The organism is Streptomyces sp. NPDC093221 (assembly GCF_044753885.1).
GTDB lineage: Bacteria > Actinomycetota > Actinomycetes > Streptomycetales > Streptomycetaceae > Actinacidiphila.
Genome location: NZ_JBIVOA010000009.1, coordinates 200,910 through 222,337 on the forward strand (window position 1 = coordinate 200,910; position 21,428 = coordinate 222,337).

General features: G+C 72.3%; 18 protein-coding genes. 15 read left to right on the plus strand and 3 right to left on the minus strand.

The window, feature by feature from the left end:
* Window positions 1-49 precede the first annotated feature (49 nt).
* From ACIQCJ_RS29115 to ACIQCJ_RS29175, 13 genes are all read left to right on the plus strand, one after another.
* Window positions 50-1,057: an ABC transporter ATP-binding protein gene (locus ACIQCJ_RS29115; protein ID WP_402713088.1), complete on the plus strand. Its 1,008-nt coding sequence runs from the start codon at window positions 50-52 to the stop codon at window positions 1,055-1,057.
* Window positions 1,054-2,265: an ABC transporter ATP-binding protein gene (locus tag ACIQCJ_RS29120; protein ID WP_355333211.1), complete on the plus strand. Its 1,212-nt coding sequence runs from the start codon at window positions 1,054-1,056 to the stop codon at window positions 2,263-2,265. Before ACIQCJ_RS29115 ends, ACIQCJ_RS29120 begins: the two co-directional genes overlap by 4 nt.
* A gap of 29 nt (window positions 2,266-2,294) precedes the next feature.
* Entirely contained in the window at window positions 2,295-3,938 is a 1,644-nt protein-coding gene (locus ACIQCJ_RS29125) for an ABC transporter substrate-binding protein (protein ID WP_402713016.1), read from the plus strand.
* Between the two features lie 122 nt (window positions 3,939-4,060).
* Window positions 4,061-4,720 carry a ThuA domain-containing protein gene (locus ACIQCJ_RS29130; protein WP_366823664.1) on the plus strand — a complete coding sequence of 220 codons (660 nt, stop codon included), beginning with the start codon at window positions 4,061-4,063 and terminating at the stop codon, window positions 4,718-4,720.
* The gene (locus ACIQCJ_RS29135) at window positions 4,717-5,511 is read left to right on the plus strand and encodes a sugar phosphate isomerase/epimerase family protein (RefSeq protein ID WP_402713017.1); all 795 of its coding nucleotides are present in this window, start codon (window positions 4,717-4,719) and stop codon (window positions 5,509-5,511) included. Before ACIQCJ_RS29130 ends, ACIQCJ_RS29135 begins: the two co-directional genes overlap by 4 nt.
* Entirely contained in the window at window positions 5,508-6,479 is a 972-nt protein-coding gene (locus ACIQCJ_RS29140; protein WP_402713018.1) for an NAD-dependent epimerase/dehydratase family protein, read from the plus strand. The genes ACIQCJ_RS29135 and ACIQCJ_RS29140 overlap by 4 nt, the downstream gene beginning before the upstream one ends.
* 93 nt (window positions 6,480-6,572) lie before the next feature.
* Window positions 6,573-7,634, plus strand: coding sequence for a Gfo/Idh/MocA family oxidoreductase (locus tag ACIQCJ_RS29145; RefSeq protein WP_391048358.1), 1,062 nt, complete (start codon window positions 6,573-6,575; stop codon window positions 7,632-7,634).
* Window positions 7,631-8,392: a GntR family transcriptional regulator gene (locus ACIQCJ_RS29150; RefSeq protein WP_355333197.1), complete on the plus strand. Its 762-nt coding sequence runs from the start codon at window positions 7,631-7,633 to the stop codon at window positions 8,390-8,392. Before ACIQCJ_RS29145 ends, ACIQCJ_RS29150 begins: the two co-directional genes overlap by 4 nt.
* Window positions 8,393-8,543: 151 nt before the next feature.
* Window positions 8,544-10,688 carry a primary-amine oxidase gene (locus ACIQCJ_RS29155; RefSeq protein WP_402713019.1) on the plus strand — a complete coding sequence of 715 codons (2,145 nt, stop codon included), beginning with the start codon at window positions 8,544-8,546 and terminating at the stop codon, window positions 10,686-10,688.
* The gene (locus ACIQCJ_RS29160) at window positions 10,685-11,437 is read left to right on the plus strand and encodes a TIM barrel protein (protein WP_355333193.1); all 753 of its coding nucleotides are present in this window, start codon (window positions 10,685-10,687) and stop codon (window positions 11,435-11,437) included. Before ACIQCJ_RS29155 ends, ACIQCJ_RS29160 begins: the two co-directional genes overlap by 4 nt.
* A complete protein-coding gene (locus ACIQCJ_RS29165) occupies window positions 11,434-12,561 on the plus strand; it encodes a Gfo/Idh/MocA family protein (protein WP_402713020.1) in 1,128 nt (375 codons plus the stop codon). Before ACIQCJ_RS29160 ends, ACIQCJ_RS29165 begins: the two co-directional genes overlap by 4 nt.
* On the plus strand, window positions 12,558-13,580 hold the full coding sequence (locus tag ACIQCJ_RS29170) for an SIS domain-containing protein (protein WP_391161149.1): 1,023 nt from the start codon (window positions 12,558-12,560) through the stop codon (window positions 13,578-13,580). The genes ACIQCJ_RS29165 and ACIQCJ_RS29170 overlap by 4 nt, the downstream gene beginning before the upstream one ends.
* Window positions 13,577-14,479: a BadF/BadG/BcrA/BcrD ATPase family protein gene (locus tag ACIQCJ_RS29175; protein ID WP_402713021.1), complete on the plus strand. Its 903-nt coding sequence runs from the start codon at window positions 13,577-13,579 to the stop codon at window positions 14,477-14,479. Before ACIQCJ_RS29170 ends, ACIQCJ_RS29175 begins: the two co-directional genes overlap by 4 nt.
* Window positions 14,480-14,564: 85 nt before the next feature.
* Here ACIQCJ_RS29175 and ACIQCJ_RS29180 read toward each other — a convergent pair whose 3' ends face one another.
* The gene (locus tag ACIQCJ_RS29180) at window positions 14,565-16,583 is read right to left on the minus strand and encodes an NPCBM/NEW2 domain-containing protein (RefSeq protein WP_402713022.1); all 2,019 of its coding nucleotides are present in this window, start codon (window positions 16,581-16,583) and stop codon (window positions 14,565-14,567) included.
* 452 nt (window positions 16,584-17,035) lie between these two features.
* On the opposite strand from ACIQCJ_RS29180, the gene ACIQCJ_RS29185 reads away from it, so the two are divergent.
* A complete protein-coding gene (locus ACIQCJ_RS29185; RefSeq protein ID WP_401856276.1) occupies window positions 17,036-18,493 on the plus strand; it encodes a UbiD family decarboxylase in 1,458 nt (485 codons plus the stop codon).
* Window positions 18,494-18,652: 159 nt separating this feature from the next.
* Here the strand turns inward: ACIQCJ_RS29185 and ACIQCJ_RS29190 are convergent, their stop codons facing one another.
* Window positions 18,653-19,414, minus strand: coding sequence for a GntR family transcriptional regulator (locus ACIQCJ_RS29190; protein ID WP_402713023.1), 762 nt, complete (start codon window positions 19,412-19,414; stop codon window positions 18,653-18,655).
* Between the two features lie 88 nt (window positions 19,415-19,502).
* Here ACIQCJ_RS29190 and ACIQCJ_RS29195 point away from each other — a divergent pair, with 88 nt between their 5' ends.
* Window positions 19,503-19,745, plus strand: coding sequence for a hypothetical protein (locus ACIQCJ_RS29195; protein WP_402713024.1), 243 nt, complete (start codon window positions 19,503-19,505; stop codon window positions 19,743-19,745).
* Window positions 19,746-19,885: 140 nt separating this feature from the next.
* Here ACIQCJ_RS29195 and ACIQCJ_RS29200 read toward each other — a convergent pair whose 3' ends face one another.
* Window positions 19,886-21,409, minus strand: a complete 1,524-nt coding sequence (locus ACIQCJ_RS29200) for a flavin monoamine oxidase family protein (RefSeq protein WP_401313675.1) — start codon at window positions 21,407-21,409, stop codon at window positions 19,886-19,888.
* Between the last annotated feature and the right edge of the window lie 19 nt (window positions 21,410-21,428).

Sequence of the window (21,428 nt, forward strand, 5' to 3'; positions counted from 1 at the left end):
CACGCCCTTCACCCCGGACAGCACCGACGTCGTCCTCGACGTCCGCGACCTGCGGGTGGAGTACGTCGGTGACGGCGGTGAGCGCACCCCGGCGGTCAGCGACGTGTCGTTCACCCTGCGGCGCGGCGAAGTCCTCGGCATCGCGGGCGAGTCGGGCTCGGGCAAGTCCACCCTCGCGTACGCCATCACCCGGCTGCACAAGCCGCCCGCCGAGATCACCCGGGGCCGGATCGTCTACACCAAGCCCGACGGCGACACCGTGGACGTGCTCGCGATGGGCGACGCCGAATTGCGGGGCTTTCGCTGGGAGGAGCTGTCGATCGTCTTCCAGTCGGCCATGCACGCGCTCAACCCGATCATGCGGATCGGCGAGCAGATCGAGGACGTCATCGTCGCGCACCGGCCGCGGATGACCCGGCAGGAACGGGCCGCCCGGGTGGTCGAACTCCTCGGCGTCGTCGGCATCCCCGCCGACCGGGCGGGCTCCTACCCGCACGAGCTGTCCGGCGGCATGCGGCAGCGCGCGATGATCGCGATCGGCCTCGCGCTCGACCCCGAGATCATCGTGATGGACGAGCCGACCACCGCGCTCGACGTCGTCATCCAGCGGCAGATCATCGAGAAGATCATGGAGCTGAAGGACCGGCTCGGCTTCTCGGTCGTCTTCATCACCCACGACCTGTCGCTGCTGATCGAACTCTCCGACACGATCGCCGTGATGTACGGCGGCAAGATCGTCGAGACGGCGGCGGCCGACGACTTCTACCGCCGCCCCCAACACCCCTACAGCCGGGGCCTGCTGGCGTCCTTCCCGACCCTCGGCGGCCCCAAGCGGGAGCTGACCGGCATCGTCGGCTCGCCGCCCGACCTGCGCAGGCTGCCCAGCGGCTGCGCCTTCCAGCCGCGCTGCCCGCTCGCCTTCGACGCCTGCGGGAGCCACGTACCGCCGCTCCTGCGGATCACCGGGCCGGACGGCGCCACCTCGCACGCCGCCTGCCTGCTGCACGCGGACGGCGAACAGAACCAGGACCGACTCGTGACAGGTGAGATGCGATGAGCGGCGACGTGACGAAGAAGAACGCCGGGGCCGCCGCCCGCGACGGCCGCGCCGCGGACGGCGCCCGGCCGGTGCTCGAAGCGGTCAACGTGACCAAGCACTTCCCGGTACGCGGCGGACGCCTGCGCCGCGGCGCGGCCCCGCAGGTCGTGCACGCCGTGGAGAACGTCAGCCTGAGCCTGTACGCGGGCCGGATCACCGCGCTGGTCGGCGAGTCGGGCTCCGGCAAGTCGACGCTGGCCCGGCTGCTCGCCCAGCTCTACCCGGTCACCGGCGGGGAGGTGCGGCTGCACGGCGTCCCCGTGAAGTCGCCGCGCGGCCGGGCCTTTCGCGACCACGTCCGCCAGGTGCAGTTGATCCTCCAGGACCCCTTCGCGTCCTTCAACCCGGTCGCCACCATCGCGGGCACCCTCAAGCGCGCGGTGGCCATCCACCACCCCGGCAAGCGCGGCAAGGAGCAGACCGCCGTCATCGACGACCTGCTCCAGCAGATCAACCTCGTGCCGCCACGGCAGTTCACCGAGAAGTACCCGCACGAACTGTCCGGCGGCCAGCTCCAGCGGCTCTCCATCGCCCGCGCCCTGGCGGCCGACCCCGAGGTGTTCCTCGCCGACGAACCGGTCTCCAGCCTCGACGTCTCCATCCGCCTCGGCATCCTCAACCTGCTGCGCCGCCTCACCGAGGAACGCAACGTCGCGATGCTGTACGTCACCCACGACATCGCCTCCGCGCGGTACTTCGCGGCCGACACCGCCGTGATGTACGCGGGCGAGGTCATCGAGACCGGCCCCTCGGAAGCGGTCACCCAGCAGGCGGCGCACCCGTACACCCAGCTCCTGATCGCCTCCGCGCCCGATCCCTCGCGGGGCGGCGCCGCGCGGGTCAAGGACATCGGGCAGCCGCCCAGCCTCATCTCCCCGCCGGGCGGCTGCCGTTTCCACCCGCGCTGTCCGTACGCGATGGAGCGCTGCGCCACCGACATCCCGCCGTCCTTCGACCTGACCGACGGCCACACCGCCCGCTGCTGGCTGTACGCGGACGACGAGCAGGCGCGCGGGCGGCGCGCCGAGAACGCGGCGGCCGTCACCGCCTCCGCCGCGCGGCCTGCCGGGACCGACCCCTCGGTCACCGACCCCACTGTCGACGAACCCGCTCTCCCCACACCCGATTCCGCTGTCCCCACCTCCGAAGGAGCAGACGCACAGTGACCACAACGCAGTCGTCGATCGCGTCAGGAATGACGAGACGCGGTCTTCTCGCAGGCGCCCTCGCGGGCGCGGGAACCCTTGCCCTGTCGGCCTGTTCGGGAACCGCGGGAGGCTCGGGCTCCGCCAAGGGCACGCTCACCGTGGCGGGCCAGTCCGACAACCTCACCCAGGTCTTCAACCCGTTCCTGGCCAACACCGCGCAGAGCCTCACCTACACCCCGCAGGGCCAGGGCGGCTTCATCTACGAGCCGCTGGTGCAGATCAACACCGTCGACATCGGGCGCGACCTGCCGTGGCTCGCCAAGTCCTGGCGCTGGTCGGACGGCAACAAGACGCTGACGATGGAGCTCCGGACCGGTGTGAAGTGGACGGACGGCACCCCGTTCTCCGCCGACGACGTCGTCTTCACCTACTCGATGCTCAAGCGGTATCCGGGGCTCAACCTGCTGGGCATCGACTTCAGTTCGGTCACCGCGCCCGGTCCGGCGCAGGTCGTCTTCGCCTTCCCCGCGCCCTCCGAGCAGCACTTCACCAACATCGTGTCGGCGCCGATCGTCCCCCAGCACCTGTGGTCGAAGGTCAAGGACCCGACGACGTACACCGACAAGAACCCCGTGGGGACCGGGCCGTTCAAGCTGTCGTCGTTCTCCGCGCAGAGCTTCCTGCTGGTGCGCAACGAGGACTACTGGCAGCCGAAGGCGGAGATCAGCTCGCTGCGGTTCGTGGCGTACAAGGACAACGAGAGCATGACCAACGCCCTCGTCCAGGGCCTCGCGGACTGGGGCGGCACGTACATCGCCAATGCCGACAAGACGTATCTCAGCCGGAACAAGCACTACAACTACTGGGCGCCGATCGCCGGAACCGACGGCATCATCCCCAACCTGGAGCGCTGGCCGCTCAGCGACATCGCGGTGCGCAGGGCGATCAGTCTCGGTGTGAACCGCAAGCAGGTCGGCGCGGCCAGCGGCGCGCCGCCCGCGACCAGCGTCACCGGTCTGCCGATGCCCGCCTACGCCTCCTCGATCGCCCCGCGGTACAAGGGAGTCGACTTCGTCCAGGACGTCGACAAGGCGCACAAGACGCTGACCGACGCCGGATACGCCAAGGGCGGCGACGGCTACTACCGCAAGGACGGCAAGCGCGTCGAGTTCTCGATCAGCTTCCCCTCCGCGTACACCGACATCGCCGCGCGCGTGCAGGTGCTGGTCTCGCAGCTCAAGGACATCGGCATCAAGCTCAACGTCGACACGACCACGGTCAACGACATCAACGGGCTGACGTCCAAGGGGAACTTCGACTCCACGATGGGCTACCCGGTCAACTCCGCCCCGCGCGCCTTCTCGTACTACAACGACACGATCAACCCGAATCTGTACTACCCGGTCGGCAAGGCGACGCCGACCTTCCAGAACATCGAGCGGTTCCAGAACGCCGAGGCCGCGACGCTGTTCACCGAGTACCCCAAGGCGACCACGGACGAGCAGCGGCAGCAGATCATCAACAGGATCGAGGAGATCTTTGTCGAGAACCTGCCGTGGATCCCGATGTTCTACTGGGGCAGCTACGGCAACTGGAGCACCGCCAAGGCCACCGGGTTCCCCACACCGCAGAACCCGTACTTCAGCCCGGTGCCCAACCCCGTCGTCGCCCTGCGGCTCAAGCCCGTCTGACCCTCCCCGCCCCCGCCCGGCCCGCCTCCCGCGGCCGGGCGGGGGCCGCCGAGCCACGCCACGACGCACGACCCAAGCCATCTGTGAGGAACGCAATGCCACACCTCTCGACCCCGAGAGCCATGGTCATCGTGAACGGCGACGACATCCACCACGACCTGCTGAGCGCTGCCGAGGTCTTCCAACAGCTCGGCACCGAGGCCGGGTTCGCGACCCGCAAGGCGATGGGCACCAGCCGCTTCGTCGACGCGCGGCCGGAGACCGCCGAGGCGGACGTGTACCTCTTCTACACCGCGGGCGGCCACTTCGCGACCGAGCAGCAGCAGGCGCTGGCCGACGCCGTACGCGCGGGCAAGGGCCTGGTCGGCGTGCACGGCGCCAACATCATGGGCTGGGCGGGCGACGGGCTCGACCCGGCCGACCGGCCGCTGTTCGAACTGCTCGGCAACCGCTACCTCTCGCACGGCCCCGGTCACCACGAGGGCCGCCACACCGTCGAGATCGTCGCGGACCACCCGGTCACACGCGGCTTGTCCGACTTCGAACTCTTCGACGAGTACTACGAGTTCGAGCTGGCCGACGACGACGTGACGGTCCTCGCCTCGCGCCGCCGCGCGGACGGCGAGGTGATCCCGGTGCTCTACGCCCGCGAGGCCGGGGAAGGCCGCGTGGTGTATCTGGCGCTCGGCCACGACATGCGCTCGTGGGGCGAGCCGCCGGTGCGCGCCCTGGTCCGCCAGGCCCTGCTGTGGGCGGCCCGCCGTACGGAGGAGGACGCGTGACCGCCGAGATCGGTGTGATGACGTACACGGTGCTCGATCTGGCCCGCGCCGACCTGGAGGGCACGCTCGCCGAGATCGCCGGGATCGGTTACGCGGGCGTGGAGACCTACGGCCTGGTGGAGCACTTCGGGGCCGCCCGGGTCAGGGACGCCGTCGCGTCCGCCGGGCTCGCGCTGACCAGCGCGCACACCCCGTTCCCCGCCGGTCCTGACGCCGAGGCGCTGCTGGACACCAACCAGGAGCTGGGCGCCGAGGTGCTGGTCTGGAGCATGGAGCGCGAGGAGTTCGACTCGCCGGACGCGATCAGGCGCGGTGTGGAGCGGGTGAACGAGGCCGCCGAGCGCGCCGCCGGGCGCGGCATGCGGATCGCGTACCACAACCACTTCGCCGAGTTCTCGCAAGTCTTCGGCGGGCGGCAGGCGTACGACCTGCTGCTCGACCTGCTGGACGACCGCGTCCTGGTCGAACTCGACGCCTACTGGGCGCAGATGGGCGGCGCCGACCCGGCCGAGGTGCTGGCCGGGCTCGGCGACCGGGCGCGCTTCGTGCACGTCAAGGACGGCCCCGCCGTCAGCTACGAGGACGACGTGATGGTGCCCATCGGCGAGGGGCGGATCGACTGGGCGCGCACGCTGACCACGCCGTCCGGCCTGCGCTGGCACATCGTCGAGCTGGAGCGGCTGCACATCGACACGTTCGAGGCGCTGCGCCGCTCCTACGACCACCTGGTCGGCCGCGGGCTCTCCCGCGGCGCCTCGCACGTCCCGGCGCCGACCGAGGAGCGGGCATGAGGGTGCTGTTCCTCGGCGGCGCCGGGATGATCGGTTCCGCGGCGGCCCGCGAGGCCGTCGCGCGCGGCGCCGACGTGACGATCGTGACGCGGTCCGCGCCCGTCCGGCCGCCGGCCGAGGGCGTACGGTCGCTGCGCGCGGACGTCCGGGACGCCGCCGCGCTCGCGTCGGTGCTGGGCGGGGAGGAGTTCGACGCCGTCGTCAACTGGGTCGGCTTCACGCCCGACGACGTGCGCGACCACCGGGAGCTGTTCGCCGGCAGGGCCGGGCAGTACGTCTTCATCAGCACCTGCTCGGTCTTCGGCCGCCCGGTGCCGCTGCTGCCGATCACCGAGTCCAGCCCGCGCCGCCAGCCGCACTTCGGCTACGCGCGGGACAAGATCGCCTGTGAGCTGCTGCTGGAGGAGGCGTACCGCGAGGCGGGCTTCCCGCTGACGATCGTGCGGCCCTTCCACACCTACGACCGCACGGTGATCCCGGTGCTCGCGGGCTGGACCGCGATCGAGCGGATGCGGGCGGGCCGGCCGGTCGTCGTGCACGGCGACGGCACCTCGCTGTGGTCCCTGACGCACTCACGGGACTTCGCGCGCGCCTTCGTCCCGCTGCTCGGCAACGGTCAGGCGATCGGCGAGAGCGTCAACGTCGTCAGCGGCGCGATCCTCACCTGGGACCAGATCCATCTCGCGCTGGCCGCCGCGGCCGGGGTGCGGGAGCCGGTGCTGCGGCACCGGTCGAGCGAGTCGATCGCCGAGCTGGTGCCGGGGTGGCGGGACGTGCTGGAGCACGACTTCCGGCACTCGATGCTCTTCGACACCTCCAAGCTGCGGGCGCTGGTCCCCGGTTTCGCGCCGGAGGTCTCCTTCGCGCAGGGCGCGCGTGAGGCGCTCGCGCACTACGACGCCCACCCCGGACTGCGGGTGGTCGACGAGGACCTGGACCGGGCCTTCGACGGCCTGCTGGAGGCGTGATGCGCGCCCCACCGGACAGTGGTACTCCGTGGTCTTTACGTGACGTACCTTTATAAGACCAATGCAAAACCACTTTGCTATCATGGGGCGAGAATGACGAGGGAAGAGGAACGCGTGATCGGCGTCGGGCTCATCGGTTCCGGATTCATCGGCGACACCTACGCGGACGCTCTCCAGGACGTACGGAACGCGGCGCTCGTCGCCGCCTGTTCGCGCGACCTCGCACGCGCACAGGCGCTGGCCGCCAAGTGGGCGCCGGACGCGACCTGTTACGACGACATGGCGGCGCTGTGCGCGGACCCGGACGTCGACCTCGTCGTGGTCGCCGTGCCCAACGAGGCACACCTGGACGCGGTACGGGCGGTCGCCGCCGCGGGCAAGGGCGTGGTCTGCACCAAGCCGCTGGCCCGCGACGGCGACGAGGCCGCCGAGATCCTGCGGGTGGTCCGCGAGGCCGGGATCTGGCACGGCTACGCCGAGAGTTCGGTCTTCTCGCCGAATATCGCCAAGGCGCACGAGATGGTCGCCGCGGGCGCCATCGGCGACCTGCTGACCCTGCGCGCCCGCGAGGCGCACTCCGGGCCGCACGCCCCGCACTTCTGGGACGCGCGGACCGCGGGCGGCGGCGCCCTGCTCGACATGGGCTGCCACACCGTGGAGTCCGCCCGGCACTTCTTCGGCAAGGACAACCCCGTCACCGAGGTCTTCGCCTGGGGCGCCACCCTCGCCCACGCCGACCGCACCACCGGCGAGGACACCGCCGTCGCGCTGCTGAAATTCGCCGGCGGCCAGCTCGCCACCGTCGAGTCCTCGTGGATCGAGAAGGGCGGCATGCAACTGCGCCACGAACTGGTCGGCAGCGCGGGCCGGTTGGTCACCGACACCTCGGCGACCCCGGTGTGGGGCTTCATCGAGAACCCCGCGGGCTACCTGGTGGAGAAGGCCGACGCCGACACCGGCTGGGTCCACCCGGTGCCCGAGGAGGCCCGCGCCTACGGCTTCAGCCAGGAGATGCGGCACTTCGTGGACCGCTTCGCCCGCGGCGAGACCCCGCTGGAGACCTTCGAGGACGGCCATGTCGTCAACCGCGTCCTCGACGCCTGCTACGCCTCCATGCGCTCGGGCACATGGGAGAAGGTCCAGGTCCCGGCATGAGCACGCAGCACACGGCGCCCCGGGCGCTCACCACGCACTACCCGGAGCCGCTGTGGCTCCAGGCCAAGGCCGCGCTCCAGGAACGGATCGCCGCGGGCGAGGTCGAGCCCGGCTCACGGCTGCCGCCCGAGCGCGAACTGTGCCAGATGCTCGCCATCTCCCGCGTGACCCTGCGCAAGGCGCTCACCGCGCTGGTCGAGGAGGGCGTGCTGCGCCCGGCGCACGGCCGCGGCTGGTACGTCGGCGTGCCCGAGCGCAAGGAGTGGCCCAACACCCTGGAGTCGTTCACCGAGACGGCCCGCCGGATGGGCCTGGTGCCGACCTCGCGGGTGCTCCGCCGCGAACTGGGCACCTCGACCTTCGACGAGGCGGAGGCGTTCCAGATCGCGCCGGGCACCCCGCTCTACCGCGTCGACCGGGTGCGCATGCTCGACGGTGTGCCGATCGCGGTGGACGAGTCCTTCGTCCCCGCCGACATCGCCGTCGGCTTCGACGAGGTCGACTTCACCGACCACTCGCTCTACGACACCATCGCGGGGCTCGGCTTCCAGCTCGACCGGGCCGACACGACGATCGAGGCGCGCCCGGCCGACGACGTACTGGCCGGACACCTCGCCATCGCCGCGGGCACGCCAGTGCTGGAGATGCGGCAGATCGTCCGCGACCGGAGCCAGCGCCCGCTGCTCTCCTCGGCGATCCGGTACGCGGGCGACCGCTACCGGCTGCGGACCTCCTTCGCGCGCGGCAACGCGACATGAGCCGTCACCCGAAGGCCGCCGCCACGGCGCGCTCCCGTACGGTTCCGGCCCGCCGCCCGGGGGTCGCGGCAGCCGCCCCGGCCCGCCGCCCGCGCGCCGCCTCCCTCGCCCCGACCCGCCGCCCGGACCCACTCGCAGATGCGGAGACCTCGTGACCCCGACCCCGCCTGAACCGTCCGTCATAGCCGGGGCCGTCCCGGGAGCCCGCGCCGACGCGCTCGCCGGGTCCCCCGCCGGGGCTCTCGCGGGGGCCCTCGCCTCGCCGCGGCCGGTGGAGATCACCGCGACCACCGCGCTGCTGCGGCGCGAAGGGCTCCTCGGCCCCGACACCCATGTCGCGTACCTCGGCCTGGCCGAACAGGACAAGCGCGAACTGCTCGCGGGCGACGTGGCCCCCCGCCGCTTCCGCGTGATGCTCATCGACATGCGCACCGGGGTCTCGTACGACACCGTCGTCTGCCCCGAGCAGGACCGGGTCGTGACCGCCAGGGAACTGGACGTCGCCACCGACGGCCATGTCCCCGTCGTCCTGGCCGAGTTCCCGCTGGTCGAGGAGATCGTGCACCGCGACGAGCGCTGGCTCGCCGCCATGCGCAAGCGCGGCCTGACCGACCTCACTCAGCTCCGGGTCAATCCGCTGTCGGCCGGGGTGCCGGGCGAGGGCGAGACCGGCCGCCGCCTCCAGCGCTGCTTCACCTTCGTGCAGAAGACCCCCGACGACCTCGGGTGGGCGCACCCGGTGGACGGCGTCACCGCGATCGTGGACGTCGTCACCCGTGAAGTCCTCGACGTCCAGGACCACATGGACCTGCCGGTGCCGCGCGAGGACGGCAATTTCCACGACCCCGCGTGGGTCGGGCAACCGCCGCGCGCGGGACTGAAGCCCATCGAGATCACCCAGCCCGAGGGCCCCAGCTTCACCGTCGACGACGACGGCGTCCTGCACTGGCTCGGCTGGTCCCTCCAGATCGGCTTCGACCAGCGCGAGGGCCTGGTCCTGCACAACATCGCCATCGAGGACGCGGGCGTGCCGCGCCCCGTGCTCTACCGCGCCTCCATCGCGGAGATGATGGTCCCCTACGGCGACCCGAGCCCGCAGCGCTGGTTCCAGAACTTCTTCGACTGCGGCGAATACCTGCTCGGCGGCTTCGCCAACTCCCTTGAACTGGGCTGCGACTGCGTCGGCGACATCACCTACCTGGACGCCGTGCTCGCCGACAGCGCGGGCGAGGTCCGGGTCGTCCCGCAGGCCATCTGCGTCCACGAGGAGGACACCGGCATCCTCTGGAAGCACTACGACAACTGGACCGGCTCGTCCGACTCACGCCGCAACCGCCGCCTGGTCGTCTCCTTCTTCGTCACCGTCGGCAACTACGACTACGGCTTCTACTGGTACTTCTCGCTCGACGGCGCGATCGAGCTGGAGGTCAAGGCGACCGGTGTCGTCTTCACCTCGGCCTACCAGGGCCCCTGCCACCCCTTCGCCTCGGAACTCGCGCCCGGCCTCGGCGCCCCCTACCACCAGCACCTGTTCAGCGCCCGGCTGGACATGACGGTCGACGGTACGGACAACGCCGTGGACGAGGTCGAGGCCGCCCTCGTCCCGCGCGGACCCGCCAACCCCACCGGCACCGGCTTCACCCAGACCGTCACCCGGCTGCGCACCGAAGCGGGCGCGCAGCGGCTCGCCGACAACACCCGCAACCGCTCCTGGCTGATCACCAACCCCTCGGTGACCAACCGGCTCGGCAACCCGGTCGGCTGGATGCTGCACCCCGAGGGCCTGCCCGTGCTGCTCGCCGACGAGGAGTCGGACATCCACCGCCGGGCCACGTACGCCACCAAGCACCTGTGGGTGACGCCGTACGCGCCGGACGAGAACTATCCGGCGGGCGACCTGGTGAACATGCACACCGGCGGCGCGGGGCTGCCCGCCTGGACCGCCGCCGACCGGGACGTGGACGGCACCGACATCGTGCTGTGGCACACCTTCGGGCTCACCCACTTCCCGCGCCCCGAGGACTGGCCGGTCATGCCGGTCGACTCGGCCGGCTTCGTCCTCAAGCCGTACGGGTTCTTCGGCCGCAATCCCACCCTCGACATCCCGCCGTCGAGCGGCGACCACTGCCACCCGGCCGGAACCCAGGGCGCGGGCCACAGCGGCCACGAGGGCCACGAGGGCCATGACGGTCACCGGGGCCACGACGACCGGGACGGCCGGGGCGAAGACCACGACCACACCCACCAGCAGAAGCACCAGCAGCAGCACGACGATCACGGAAAGGCCGGAGCATGACGGCAGAGCACCCGCTGGGCATCCAGCTCTACAGCGTGCGTGACGACCTCGGGCCCGACCGGCTCGACGGCACGCTCGCGCGCCTGGCGGCGCTGGGCTTCACGCACGCCGAGCCGTACGACATCCTCACCGACCCGGCCGGGCTCGCCGCCGCCCTGCGCGACAGCGGCCTGCACGCGGCCACCGCGCACTCCTCCGTGCTGCGCCACGACACCGCCGAAATCGTGGACGCCGCCGTCGAGTCGGGCATCGGCACGGTGATCACCCCGTGGGTCGCCCCCGACAGCGTCGCCGACCGCGCCGGGGTCCAGCGGCTCGCCGACACGCTCAACGCGGCGGCCGAGCAGGCCGCCGCGCGCGGTGTGCGGATCGGCTACCACAACCACGACTTCGAGTTCGCGCAGCGCGTGGACGGCGTCCCCGCCTACGAGGTGCTGGCCGGACTCCTCGACCCGGCCGTCGTCCTGGAACTGGACGTCTACTGGGCCGGGGTCGGCGGCGCCGACGTCTTCGAGCTGCTGCCCCGGCTCGGCGACCGGGTCAGGCTGCTGCACGTCGTACGGGACCGCGAGCCGGGCAACGACCGGCCGGTGCTCGGCGTCGACGCCACCGACCGGATGGCCGAGGTCGTGGCGCTGGCCGCCCCCGTACTCGAACTGCCGGTCGTCGAGGTCGTCGCCCACCACAGCGACGTATGGCCGCTGGTGGAGCGCAACGCCGCCTACTTCCGCGAGCTGGTGACCGCGTGAGCGCGCACGGGACGCCGACCCGCGTCGCGGTGGTCGGCGCGGGCAACATCTCCGACGAGTACCTGCGCTCGCTGACCTCCTACCCCGACCTCGCCGTCACGGCCGTCGCGGACCTCGACCCCGCGCGGGCCAGGGCGCAGGCCGACGCGTACGGCGTCCCGGTGTCCGGCACGACGGCCGAGGTGCTGCGCCGCGACGACGTCGACCTCGTGGTCAACCTGACCGTCCCGGCCGCGCACGACGAGGTCGCGCTCGCCGCGATCGAGGCGGGCAAGCACGTGTGGGGCGAGAAGCCGCTCACGCTGGACCGCGACAGCGCCCGCGCCGTCCTGGACGCCGCGAGCGCCGCCGGGGTCGCGGTGGGCAACGCGCCCGACACGATCCTGGGCCCCGGCATCCAGACCGCCGCGCGGCTGCTCGCGGACGGCGCGGTCGGCCCGGCGCGGACCGTACTGACGCTGATGCAGGGCCCGGGACCCGACGCCTGGCACCCCGGGCCGGGGTTCCTCTTCGCCAAGGGCGCGGGACCGCTCTTCGACATCGGCCCCTACTACCTCACCGCGCTCGTCCAACTCCTCGGCCCGGTCGCCTCGGTGACCGCCGCGGGGCACCGGCCGCGCGCGGAGCGCACCGTCGGCTCCGGACCGGACGCGGGCGCCCGCTTCCCCGTCGAGGTGGACACGCACCTCAGCGTCCTCACCACCTTCGCGTCCGGGGTGGTCGGCACGTCCGTCTACAGCTTCGACTCGCCAATACGCCGCCAGTTGTTCGAAGTGACCGGCGCGGACGGGGTGCTGGAGGTCCCGGTCAGCGGATTCGACGGCCCCACACGGCTGTTGACCGACATCAGCCCCGAGGCGCCGTGGCGGACCGTCCCCGCGACCGGCGCCCCGGCCGGGCGGGGCGTGGGCGTCCTGGAGATGGCCCGCGCGATCCGGGCGGGCCGACCGCCGCGCGCCGGCGGCGAACTGGCCTACCACGTACTCGACGTCATGCTCGCGATCGAGGAGTCCGCCGACCTCGGCGCGCCGGTACGGATCGACAGCACCGCGCCGCCTGTCCCACCGATCCCGCCGCACTGGGATCCGACCACCCGGACGTCCGAAGGAACGGAGCAGAAATGACCGACGGCTACATCGCCTACTCGGCGGCCCGCGCGACCCAGGCGGAGGCCCTCGCCACGGCGGTCACCCGGCTGACCGGCGCGGTCACGGCGTCGGCGGCGGAGGGCCGGCTGGCGGGGCCAGGACCGGTCTTCGTCGGCATCGGCGCCAGCCTGGCCGCCGCGTGCGCGCCGGTCTGGGCGCTGCGCAGCCGCGGTGTCCACTCCTGGCGGCTCGGCGCGGGCGACCACCCGCTGCCCTTCCCCGCCAGCGCCCACCCGGTGGTCGGCGTCTCGCAGAGCGGACGCAGCGCGGAGACGCTCGCCGTGCTGGACTCCGTCGACCCGGCACGACGGTTCGCGGTGGTCAACGTCGTGCCGTCGCCGATCGCGGACCTCGCCAGCGGTGTGCTCGGCCTCGGCAGCATCCCCGACAGTTACGCGTCCACCATCGGCTACACCGCGACCGTCGCCGCGCTCGGCCTCCTCGCCGACGCCTGGGACGGCGGCCGGATCGACGACGGCTGGGCCCGCCTCGGCGAGGTCTTCGCCCGCACCGAGCGCGTCCTGACACCCCAACTGCGCGCGCTGGCACCGCTGTTCGCGTCCGCGACCTCCGCGGACTTCGTCGGCACCGGACCCGCGGTCGGCTCGGCGGAGGCGAGCGCCCTGCTCTTCCGCGAGGTCGCCAGGATTCCGTCGACCGGCATGAGCACCCGGCAGTATCTGCACGGCTCCATGGAGTCGGCGGGCGGCGGGGTGCACGTCATCTTCGGCGACACCCGCGAACTCGCCGTCGCCGAGACCCTGGCGTACTCCGGCCACCGGGTCGTCCTCGTCACCAGCGAGCCCGTCCAGGGCGGCCCGCTGCTGCACCCCGTCACCGTGCCGCGCCTCCCGGCCGCGCAGCGTGCGATCATCGAAATCCTGGTCGCACAGATCCTCGTCGAAGCGGTCGCCGAGGTCAGGGGAGTCGAGATCGAGGAATTCGTGTTCCACAACTCCGACATCAAGGTCGCGGCCGAACGGCCGGGCGTATGAAGGTCGTTGTCGGCGCCGACGTGGGCGGCACCAAACTCGCCGTCCGCGTCGCGCCGTTGGCCGACCCGGCGGCGTCGCCGCGCGCCGACCGCACGCTGCCGGCCGACGGCTGGGAGGCGGCGCCGGTCGACACCGCCGCGCGCTGGCTGCTGGAACGGCTGACGGGCGCGGTGCCCGAGGGCGACGAGATCGCCGCCGTCGGGATCGGCGCGCAGGGCTGCGACACCCAGCGGCACTGCGCGCACCTGGCGGCTGCCGTCGAAGCCCTCGGCGTACCCGCCGTCGTCGTCAACGACGCGGCGCTGCTGGTGCCCGCGGCCGGTCTCGACACCGGCATCGGCGTCATCGCGGGCACCGGCTCGATCGGCGTCGGCGCCGACGCCGCGGGCGAGGTGCTCTTCGCGGGCGGCTGGGGCTGGGTGCTGGGCGACGAGGGCGGCGCGCCCGCGATCGTCAGGGACGCCGTCAGATCGGCGCTGGCCGCGTACGACGCCGGGCGGGCCGACGACGGACTGCTCGCGGCGCTGCTGGACCACTTCGGCGACCCGGACCCGCAGACGCTGGCCCGTACCGTCAACGACGAACCCACGCCCGCCAATTGGGGCCCGGCCGCGCCCGCCGTCTTCCGTGCCGCCGACGCGGGCTCCGCGCTCGCCGCCGCGGTGGTCGAGGAGGCGGGCCGGCAGTTGGCGCTGCTGGTCACCCGGCTCGTCGGCCGGGGCGCCGTCGGGGACACGGTGGTGGCCGCGGGCAGCGTCGTCGTGCGCCAGCCGCGGCTCGCCGACGCCTTCCGCGCCCGGCTCGCCGCCGCGCACCCCTCGCTGACCCTGCGCCTGCTGGACGTTCCCCCGGTGGCGGGCGCGGTGGCGCTGGCCAGGGCCCGGCACCGCACGGGCTGACATGGGCCGGGGCGGCACGGGCTGACATGGGCCGAGGCGGCGGCGCGTGGGAGGGATACGCGCCGCCGCGCCGGGTCGTGGGCGGTCAGGAGCAGATGAGCTTCGCGTCCGCCCAGTCCGCGTGGTCGCTGTCGTTGCCGTCGCCGCCGTCGTCCACGACGAGCCGCACATTCTGCGCGCCGGTCACGTCGGCCGTGAGCGCCTTGCCGCCCATGGCGTTGGTGACCACGCCGCTGTCGGCGACCGTCGTGCCGTCCGCGACGACCGTGAAGCGGACGGTGCCCTTGCCGTTCTTCTCGTCGTCCACGCCGACCGTCGCCGTCACCGTGGAGCAGACGCCGCCGAGGTAGTAGGCGATGTCGCTCGGCGCGTGCACCCCGAGGCCCTTGGCGTAGACGGTGCCGCCGAGCGTGATCGGACTGCCGTCGTCCGCGCCGGTCTCACCGTTGCTGCGGTCGCGTTCGACCGGCCCCCACCCGTTGCTCGATGTCGTCCAGGGCAGGTCGCTGAGGTAGCTGGTCCCCGCGGGCGGCGGCACCTTGACGGCGACGCTGCCGACCAACGGCACCGTGACGGTACGGCCGTTGACCAGATCGCGGTAGCTGACCGTGCCGGTGACCGGATACGCGCCCGGCCGCGCGTCGGCGGGCACGGTGACCGTCCACGGTGTGATGAGGGTCCGGCCGCCGGGCAGCAGCAGGCTGCCGGTGGCGCCGGTCGCGCGGACCGTCCAGCCGTCGGGGCCGGTCAGCCGCACCTTCACCGTCGCGGCGGGCAGCGAGCCGAGGTCGGTGGCGTACGTGGACACGGTCGCGCTGTGGCCCGGCTCGATGTGGTCGGGTCCGGTGACCCCGGTGTCGAACAGCGGCGGCGCGAGGACCGCGCGGGGATCGGTGCCGACCCGCAGCAGGACGGTGCCGTGCGCGGGCACGGTCGCGGACAGGCCGCCCGCGCTCTGGTAGTCGGTGTGCGACCACAGGTCGCGCACCGAGTAGTTGCCGCGTTTGGGCAGTCCCGCGGCCCGCGCGGTGGTGGAGATCCGCTGCGCCTGGTCGCCCGAGTTGAACAGGGCCACCGCCCGCTCGCCGCCTGCCAGCTTCTTGCTGAGCACGTACCGGCCGCCGTCGGAGGAGACCACGGCGGCCTGGCTGCCGAGCGGGTCCTGGTCGAGGGCGATGACGTCCTTGTTGCCGAGGATCGACAGGGTCTGCGGGGTCGCCTTGCGCAGGTCGGTGCCGATCAGCAGCGGCGAGTTCATCATCGACCAGAGCGAGAAGTGCGTGCGGTACTCGGTGTCGGTCATGCCGCCGTTGCCGACCTCCAGCATGTCGGGGTCGTTCCAGCGGCCGGGGCCCGCGTACGGCGCCAGCGGCATGTTGTCCTCGGCGATGGACAGCATGCTCGTCCAGTTGTCGCCGATGTCGCCCGTGGTGCGCCACGAGTTGCCGACGTCACCGGCCCACTCCCACGGGTTCTGCACGCCCCACTCGCACAGCGAGTACACGATCGGGCGGCCGGTGGCGGCCAGCGCGTCGCGCATCGCGGTGTACCGCCTGACGTAGTCCTCGCGGGTGCCGTCGCTGGTGTTGTTGCAGTTGTCGTACTTGAGGTAGTCCACACCCCAGTCCGCGAAGGTCCGCGCGTCCGTGGTCTCGTGGCCGAGGCTGCCCGGGTACCCGGCGCAGGTCGCCGTGCCCGCGTCCTCGTAGATGCCGAGCTTGAGTCCCTTGCCGTGCACGTAGTCGGCGGTGCCCTTGATGCCGTCGGGGAACTTCACCGGGTCGGGGACCAGGCGGCCGTCGGCGTCACGGGTGTGCGTCATCCAGCAGTCGTCGATGTTGACGTAGGAGTATCCGGCGCTCTTCAGACCGGAGCTGACCAGGTAGTCGGCGGTCTGCTCGATCAGGGCCTGGCTGACGTCGCAGCCGAAGGCGTTCCAGTCGTTGAAGCCCATCGGGGGCGTACGGGCGAGGCTGTTGTCGAGTGCGGCGGCGGGGGTGGCGGTGACCACCGCACCGGCCGTGACGGCCGCGCCCGCGAGGGCGCCGCCCCACAGGGTGCAGGCGGTGGCGCAGGCGAGCAGCCTGCGGACGAGTCGTGGCATGGAGAATCCTCTGCTCGCGGGGTGGGCGAGGCGGACCGGAGGTCCGCGGATGCGCGCCGTGGGACTGATCGTGTGCGGATCGCTGGCATTTCGACGCTTTGACTCAACGGAACTGAACAGAGTCGAGCAAATTTCTTCGCGGCGACACGTTAGGAGCCGTGCGGGGCCATGACAAGACTTCGGTCAGATTCACCAGAAGTGTCGACACTCAACGGTGCGGGGGTGCGGATCGCTGGCCCCTGGACAGCGGGTATCCCCACTGCTTCAATCGGGTCCCGTGATCGAGTGTCGACACTTCAGGGGAAAGGCGGTTCTCGCTCACCTCGACGAGGAGGGACCCGGGCATCCGCGGGCGCAGCGGCACCGGCGACGTACAACTCGCGGACTACTCTTGCGGCTTCTTCGACCTTCATCGCGTCGCGACACACATGAGAGAACGGGAGGCGAGTGGCGTGAGGTCCCTCGACGACGTCAATGACCTGCGGACCTGGCTCGAACTGGCCGGGGAACTCGGTGAGGTCCGCACCCTCTCCGGCGCGCACTGGGACAAGGAGATCGGTGCCGCGTCCGAGGTCAACTACAAACGCCCCTCGCCGCCCGCGCTGCTCTTCGACGACATCGAGGGCTACCGGCCCGGCCAGCGAGTGCTCACCGCCAGCATGGCCAACGCCCGCAGGCTCGGCATGACCCTGCGGCTCGGCACCGACCTGGACGACCGCGGTCTGGTCGAGGCGCTGCGCACCCGCCCCAACGAGTGGGTGGAGAACGCCGGGAAGTACCCCGTCGAGGCCGTCGACCGGGGCCCCGTCACCGAGAACGTGATCACCGCGGCCGACGCCGACCTGCTCGCCTTCCCCGTGCCGAAATGGCACGAGAACGACGGCGGCCGGTACATCGGCACCGGCTGCGCCGTCTTCACCACCGACCCGGCCACCGGCGTCCTCAACGCGGGCGCGTACCGCATGCAGGTGCAGAACGGCGGGCGGGCGGCGAGCATCAACATGGAGGCGGGCAAGCACGGCGCCGCACACGTCCGCGAGTGGTTCGCCCGCGAGGGCCGGGCGCCGGTCACCGCCTCGCTCGGCCACGACCCGCTGCTGCTGGTCGTCGCGGGCACCGAGGTGCCCACGGGACTGTCGGAACTGGAGTACGCCGGGGCCGTGTTGGGCCGCCCCGTCGAGGTGATCCGCGGCGAGGTCACCGGGCTGCCGATCCCCGCGACCGCCGAAATAGCCGTCGAGGGCTGGCTGTATCCCGAACGCCGGGAGCAGGAAGGGCCGTTCGGCGAGTGGACCGGTTACTACAGCGGCGGCACCGAGGCCGTGCTCACCATGGACGTCGAGCGGATCTACCACCGCCACGACCCGATCCTGCTCGGCGCCCCTCCCGGCAAGCCGCCGCACGACTACTCCTACATGCGCAGCGTGATGAAGTCCGCGATGATCCAGGACGCGCTGGTGCGGTCGGGACTGCCCGGCGTCGAGGGCGTCTGGGCCCACGAGGTCGGCGGCGGACGGCAGTTGCTCGCCGTGTCGATCCACCAGAACTACGCGGGTCACGCCCGGCAGGCGGGCTACCTCACCTCGCAGCTCCCGCAGGCCGCGTACATGAACAAATTCGTGGTCGTCGTGGACGCCGATGTCGACCCGCGCAGCCTCAACGACGTGATGTGGGCGGTCTGCACCCGCACCGACCCCGCCGACGACATCGAGACGATGCGGCAGACGTGGGGGAGCAGGGTCGACCCGCTGCGCGCATCCGGCCTGCCGCCGTTCAACACCCGCGCCGTGATCGACGCCTGCCGCCCCTGGACCCGGCTCAAGGACTTCCCGCGGGTCGCGGAGGCCAGCAGGGAACTGGTCGACCACGTGATACGCCGCTGGCCGGACATCCTGGGCGGTGCCAGGTGACAGCCCGGTCCTGGACAGGATCGCCGACGAGATCGCGGCGGCCGCCGCCCCGAAGCGGTCGCCCTCGACCGGGCCCGCACCGCGGCGGACGCCCCCGGGCGGGGCCGCGCGGTCCAGGAGCGCCCACGACGCGGAGGCCCGCTGATGTCGACCGGCGGGTCAGTCCGGGGAGCCCGTCCACCCCGAGCGCTCCACCGCCGCCAGACCGCGCAGAACGATGGACCGTGTGAGCGCGACGGCCAGTTCCGCCTCGCCGTCGGCGTACGCGCGGACCAGCCTGCGGTGGTCCTCCACGGAGGTGTCGAGGCGGCCGGGCAGGGAGAGGCTGAGGTGACGCAGATGCAGGGTCCTGATGCCGACCGAGTCGAGGACGGCGCGCACGGTCTCGTTCCCGGCCAGCCGCGCCTCGGTGTTGCGGAAGTCCACGATCAGCCAGAAGTACCGCTCCAGGTCCCCGGCCGCCGCGGCCTCCTCGAGACGGGCCTGAACGCCGTCGAAGACCTCGATCTCACCGGCCGTGCGGTGGGCGATGATCCGGCGGCTCACCAGCCCGTACAGCTCGGACCGCAGCTCGTAGATCTCCCGGACCTCGGTGAGGCCCAGGCGGCGCACGCGAGGGCGCTTGCGGGCCGCGATCTCGACCAGGCCCTCGCGCTCCAGGGTCTGCAACGCCTCGCGCACCGGGGTCCGGCTGCTGCTGAACTGCCGCGCGAGATCCACGGAGTTGAGGTCGTCGCCCGGTTTCAGCCGGCCCTCGATGATCGCGCTGCCGACCGAGACCAGGATGCGGGCCGCCACGCTGTCCAGGTCCTCCGACCGGCGCAGCACCCGCAGGATCTCCCGCTCACCGGCCGTCAGCGGCGGTCCGGACGCACGCGGGGCGTCCCGGCCTTCCCCCTTGACCGCCATCGCGTCACCCACCGCCTCTCCGCTCACGGTCGCCCGCCCACGCCCGCGGGTTCTCCCGGCACTTCGCGGGCCCTCCTCGCGACTCGTGGAAGGGTCTGTCATGGATCACCACATCACACCACGGGTGGCACGGGGCGTCGGAATCACCGGAGCCGGCGGCACGCCGTACGCCGCGGCCGTCATCCGCGGGCCGCTCGACGCGGGTGAGGCCGTCGACCTCGGCACCCGCACCCCGGAGGAGACGGCGGTGCCCGTGGCCGCCGGGGTCGTCACGTGCCGTTGGGGCGGTACGGGGTTGCCGCTGACCGGGCTGAGCGGCGACACCCACCGCCCCGCGGCCTGAGACCGGCCCCGCGGGCTGAGACCGGTCCCGCGGGCTGAGACCGCCCCCGCGGGCTGAGCCCAGGGCCTCGGGCTGAGACCGGCCCCGGCCCCCGTACCCCTCCCGTACCGCCCCCGCCGGCTCGCGGCCGACCCGGTGCGTCAGGCCAGGACCCGTCGGTGCAGCGCCGTCACCGCCTTGCGCGCGGAGGTGAAGGCGCCGTGCTGCCAGGCGTCCATGTAGCTGAGCCAGTCACCGGCGAAGTACACATGCCCGGTCGGCTCGTTGAGCGGCTGGTAGCGGGCGGCGTCCGGGCCGCCGGGCGTGCTGTGCCAGGCGGCTTCCTGGTACGGGAACTGCCGCCAGTGGTGCGAGAAGGACGTGGCCAGCTCCGTACGGTACTTCTCGCCGTAGATCTTCACGCCCGCGGCGACCGCCCGCGCCTCGCGGGCCTTGGGGCTCAGCGCCGCGTAGGAGTCGGCCTTGGAACCGGTGTTGTAGTAGCCGATCAGCAGACCGCGCCTGCCGTGGAAGCCGTAGGACGGGTGCCAGATGTGGGTGACGTCGAGGTCGGTCTCGGTGATCCCGCCGTAGATCCGGTGGTCGGTCTCCCACCAGCGCGAGGCGTACTCCAGGCCGATCTTGCCCGCCGAGGACGGCGTGATGGCCTCAAGTGCCGACTGCACGCCCGCGCCCAGATTGTGCGGCACCTTGGCGAGGATGTTCGGCGGCATGGCGGCGACGCAGAAGTCCGCGTCGACCGTGCGCGTCCTGCCCCCCTGGGTGTACGTGACGGTGACGCCGTGCGCGGTGTCGGTGACCTTCGTGACCGCGCAGCCCGTCCGCACCCTGCGCGTGCCGACCGCGGCGGCCAGCGCGTGGGGTATCCGGTCCATGCCGCCGACCGGCTGGAACATCAGCATCGCCTGGTCGAACTCGAACTCGAAGGCGAAGTAGCGGCCGACGCCGGTCGCGAAGATCTCGGAGGCGGTCGGCACGTCGCCCGCCACCACTCCCGGTGTGCCCGCGGCGCCCGGCCAGGCCGAGTAGCCGCGCCGCGAACCGCCGCTGTAGTCGAGGGTGTTGCCGAGCGCGCCGTAGTCCTTGAGGAATTCGACCAGCTTCTCCTGGTCGGCGGCGGTCAGGTCCTTGTCCAGCGCGCCCTGGTCGGTGGCCTTGGCCAGCAACTCGCTGACGTAGCCCAGCACATCGGCCTTGGCGCTGCGGTAACGCATGGGCTCGGTCATTCCGGCCGACTCGTTGTAGAGGTAGGTGTCGGCGTTGACGTTGGTGAACACCTCGATGGGCACGCCGAGTTCACGGCAGTAGTCGAGCGTGACCATCCACTGGGCGATCCGCGCGGGACCGGCGTTCATGTACTGGCCGTCGGAGAAGCGGGCGGTCTGCCGGTTGCCGTACAGGTCGGTGGTGGTGTCGCCGCCGCGTACGGTGAAGTTGCGGCCGCCGGGCCGGTCGCGGGCCTCCAGGACCGTACAGTCGTAGCCCGCCTTGCCCAGTTCATAGGCGGTCGTCAGTCCGGCGATGCCGCCGCCGAGCACGACGACCTTGGCGGCGGCGCGGCCGGTGAGGTGGAAGTCGCCCGGCCGCGGCGCGCGGTACGGCGCCCCGCGCGTGGCCGCCTCCGCGCCGGGCGCCAGACCCAGCGCACCCATCGTGGCCAGCATCGCTCCCGCGCCGCCGGTG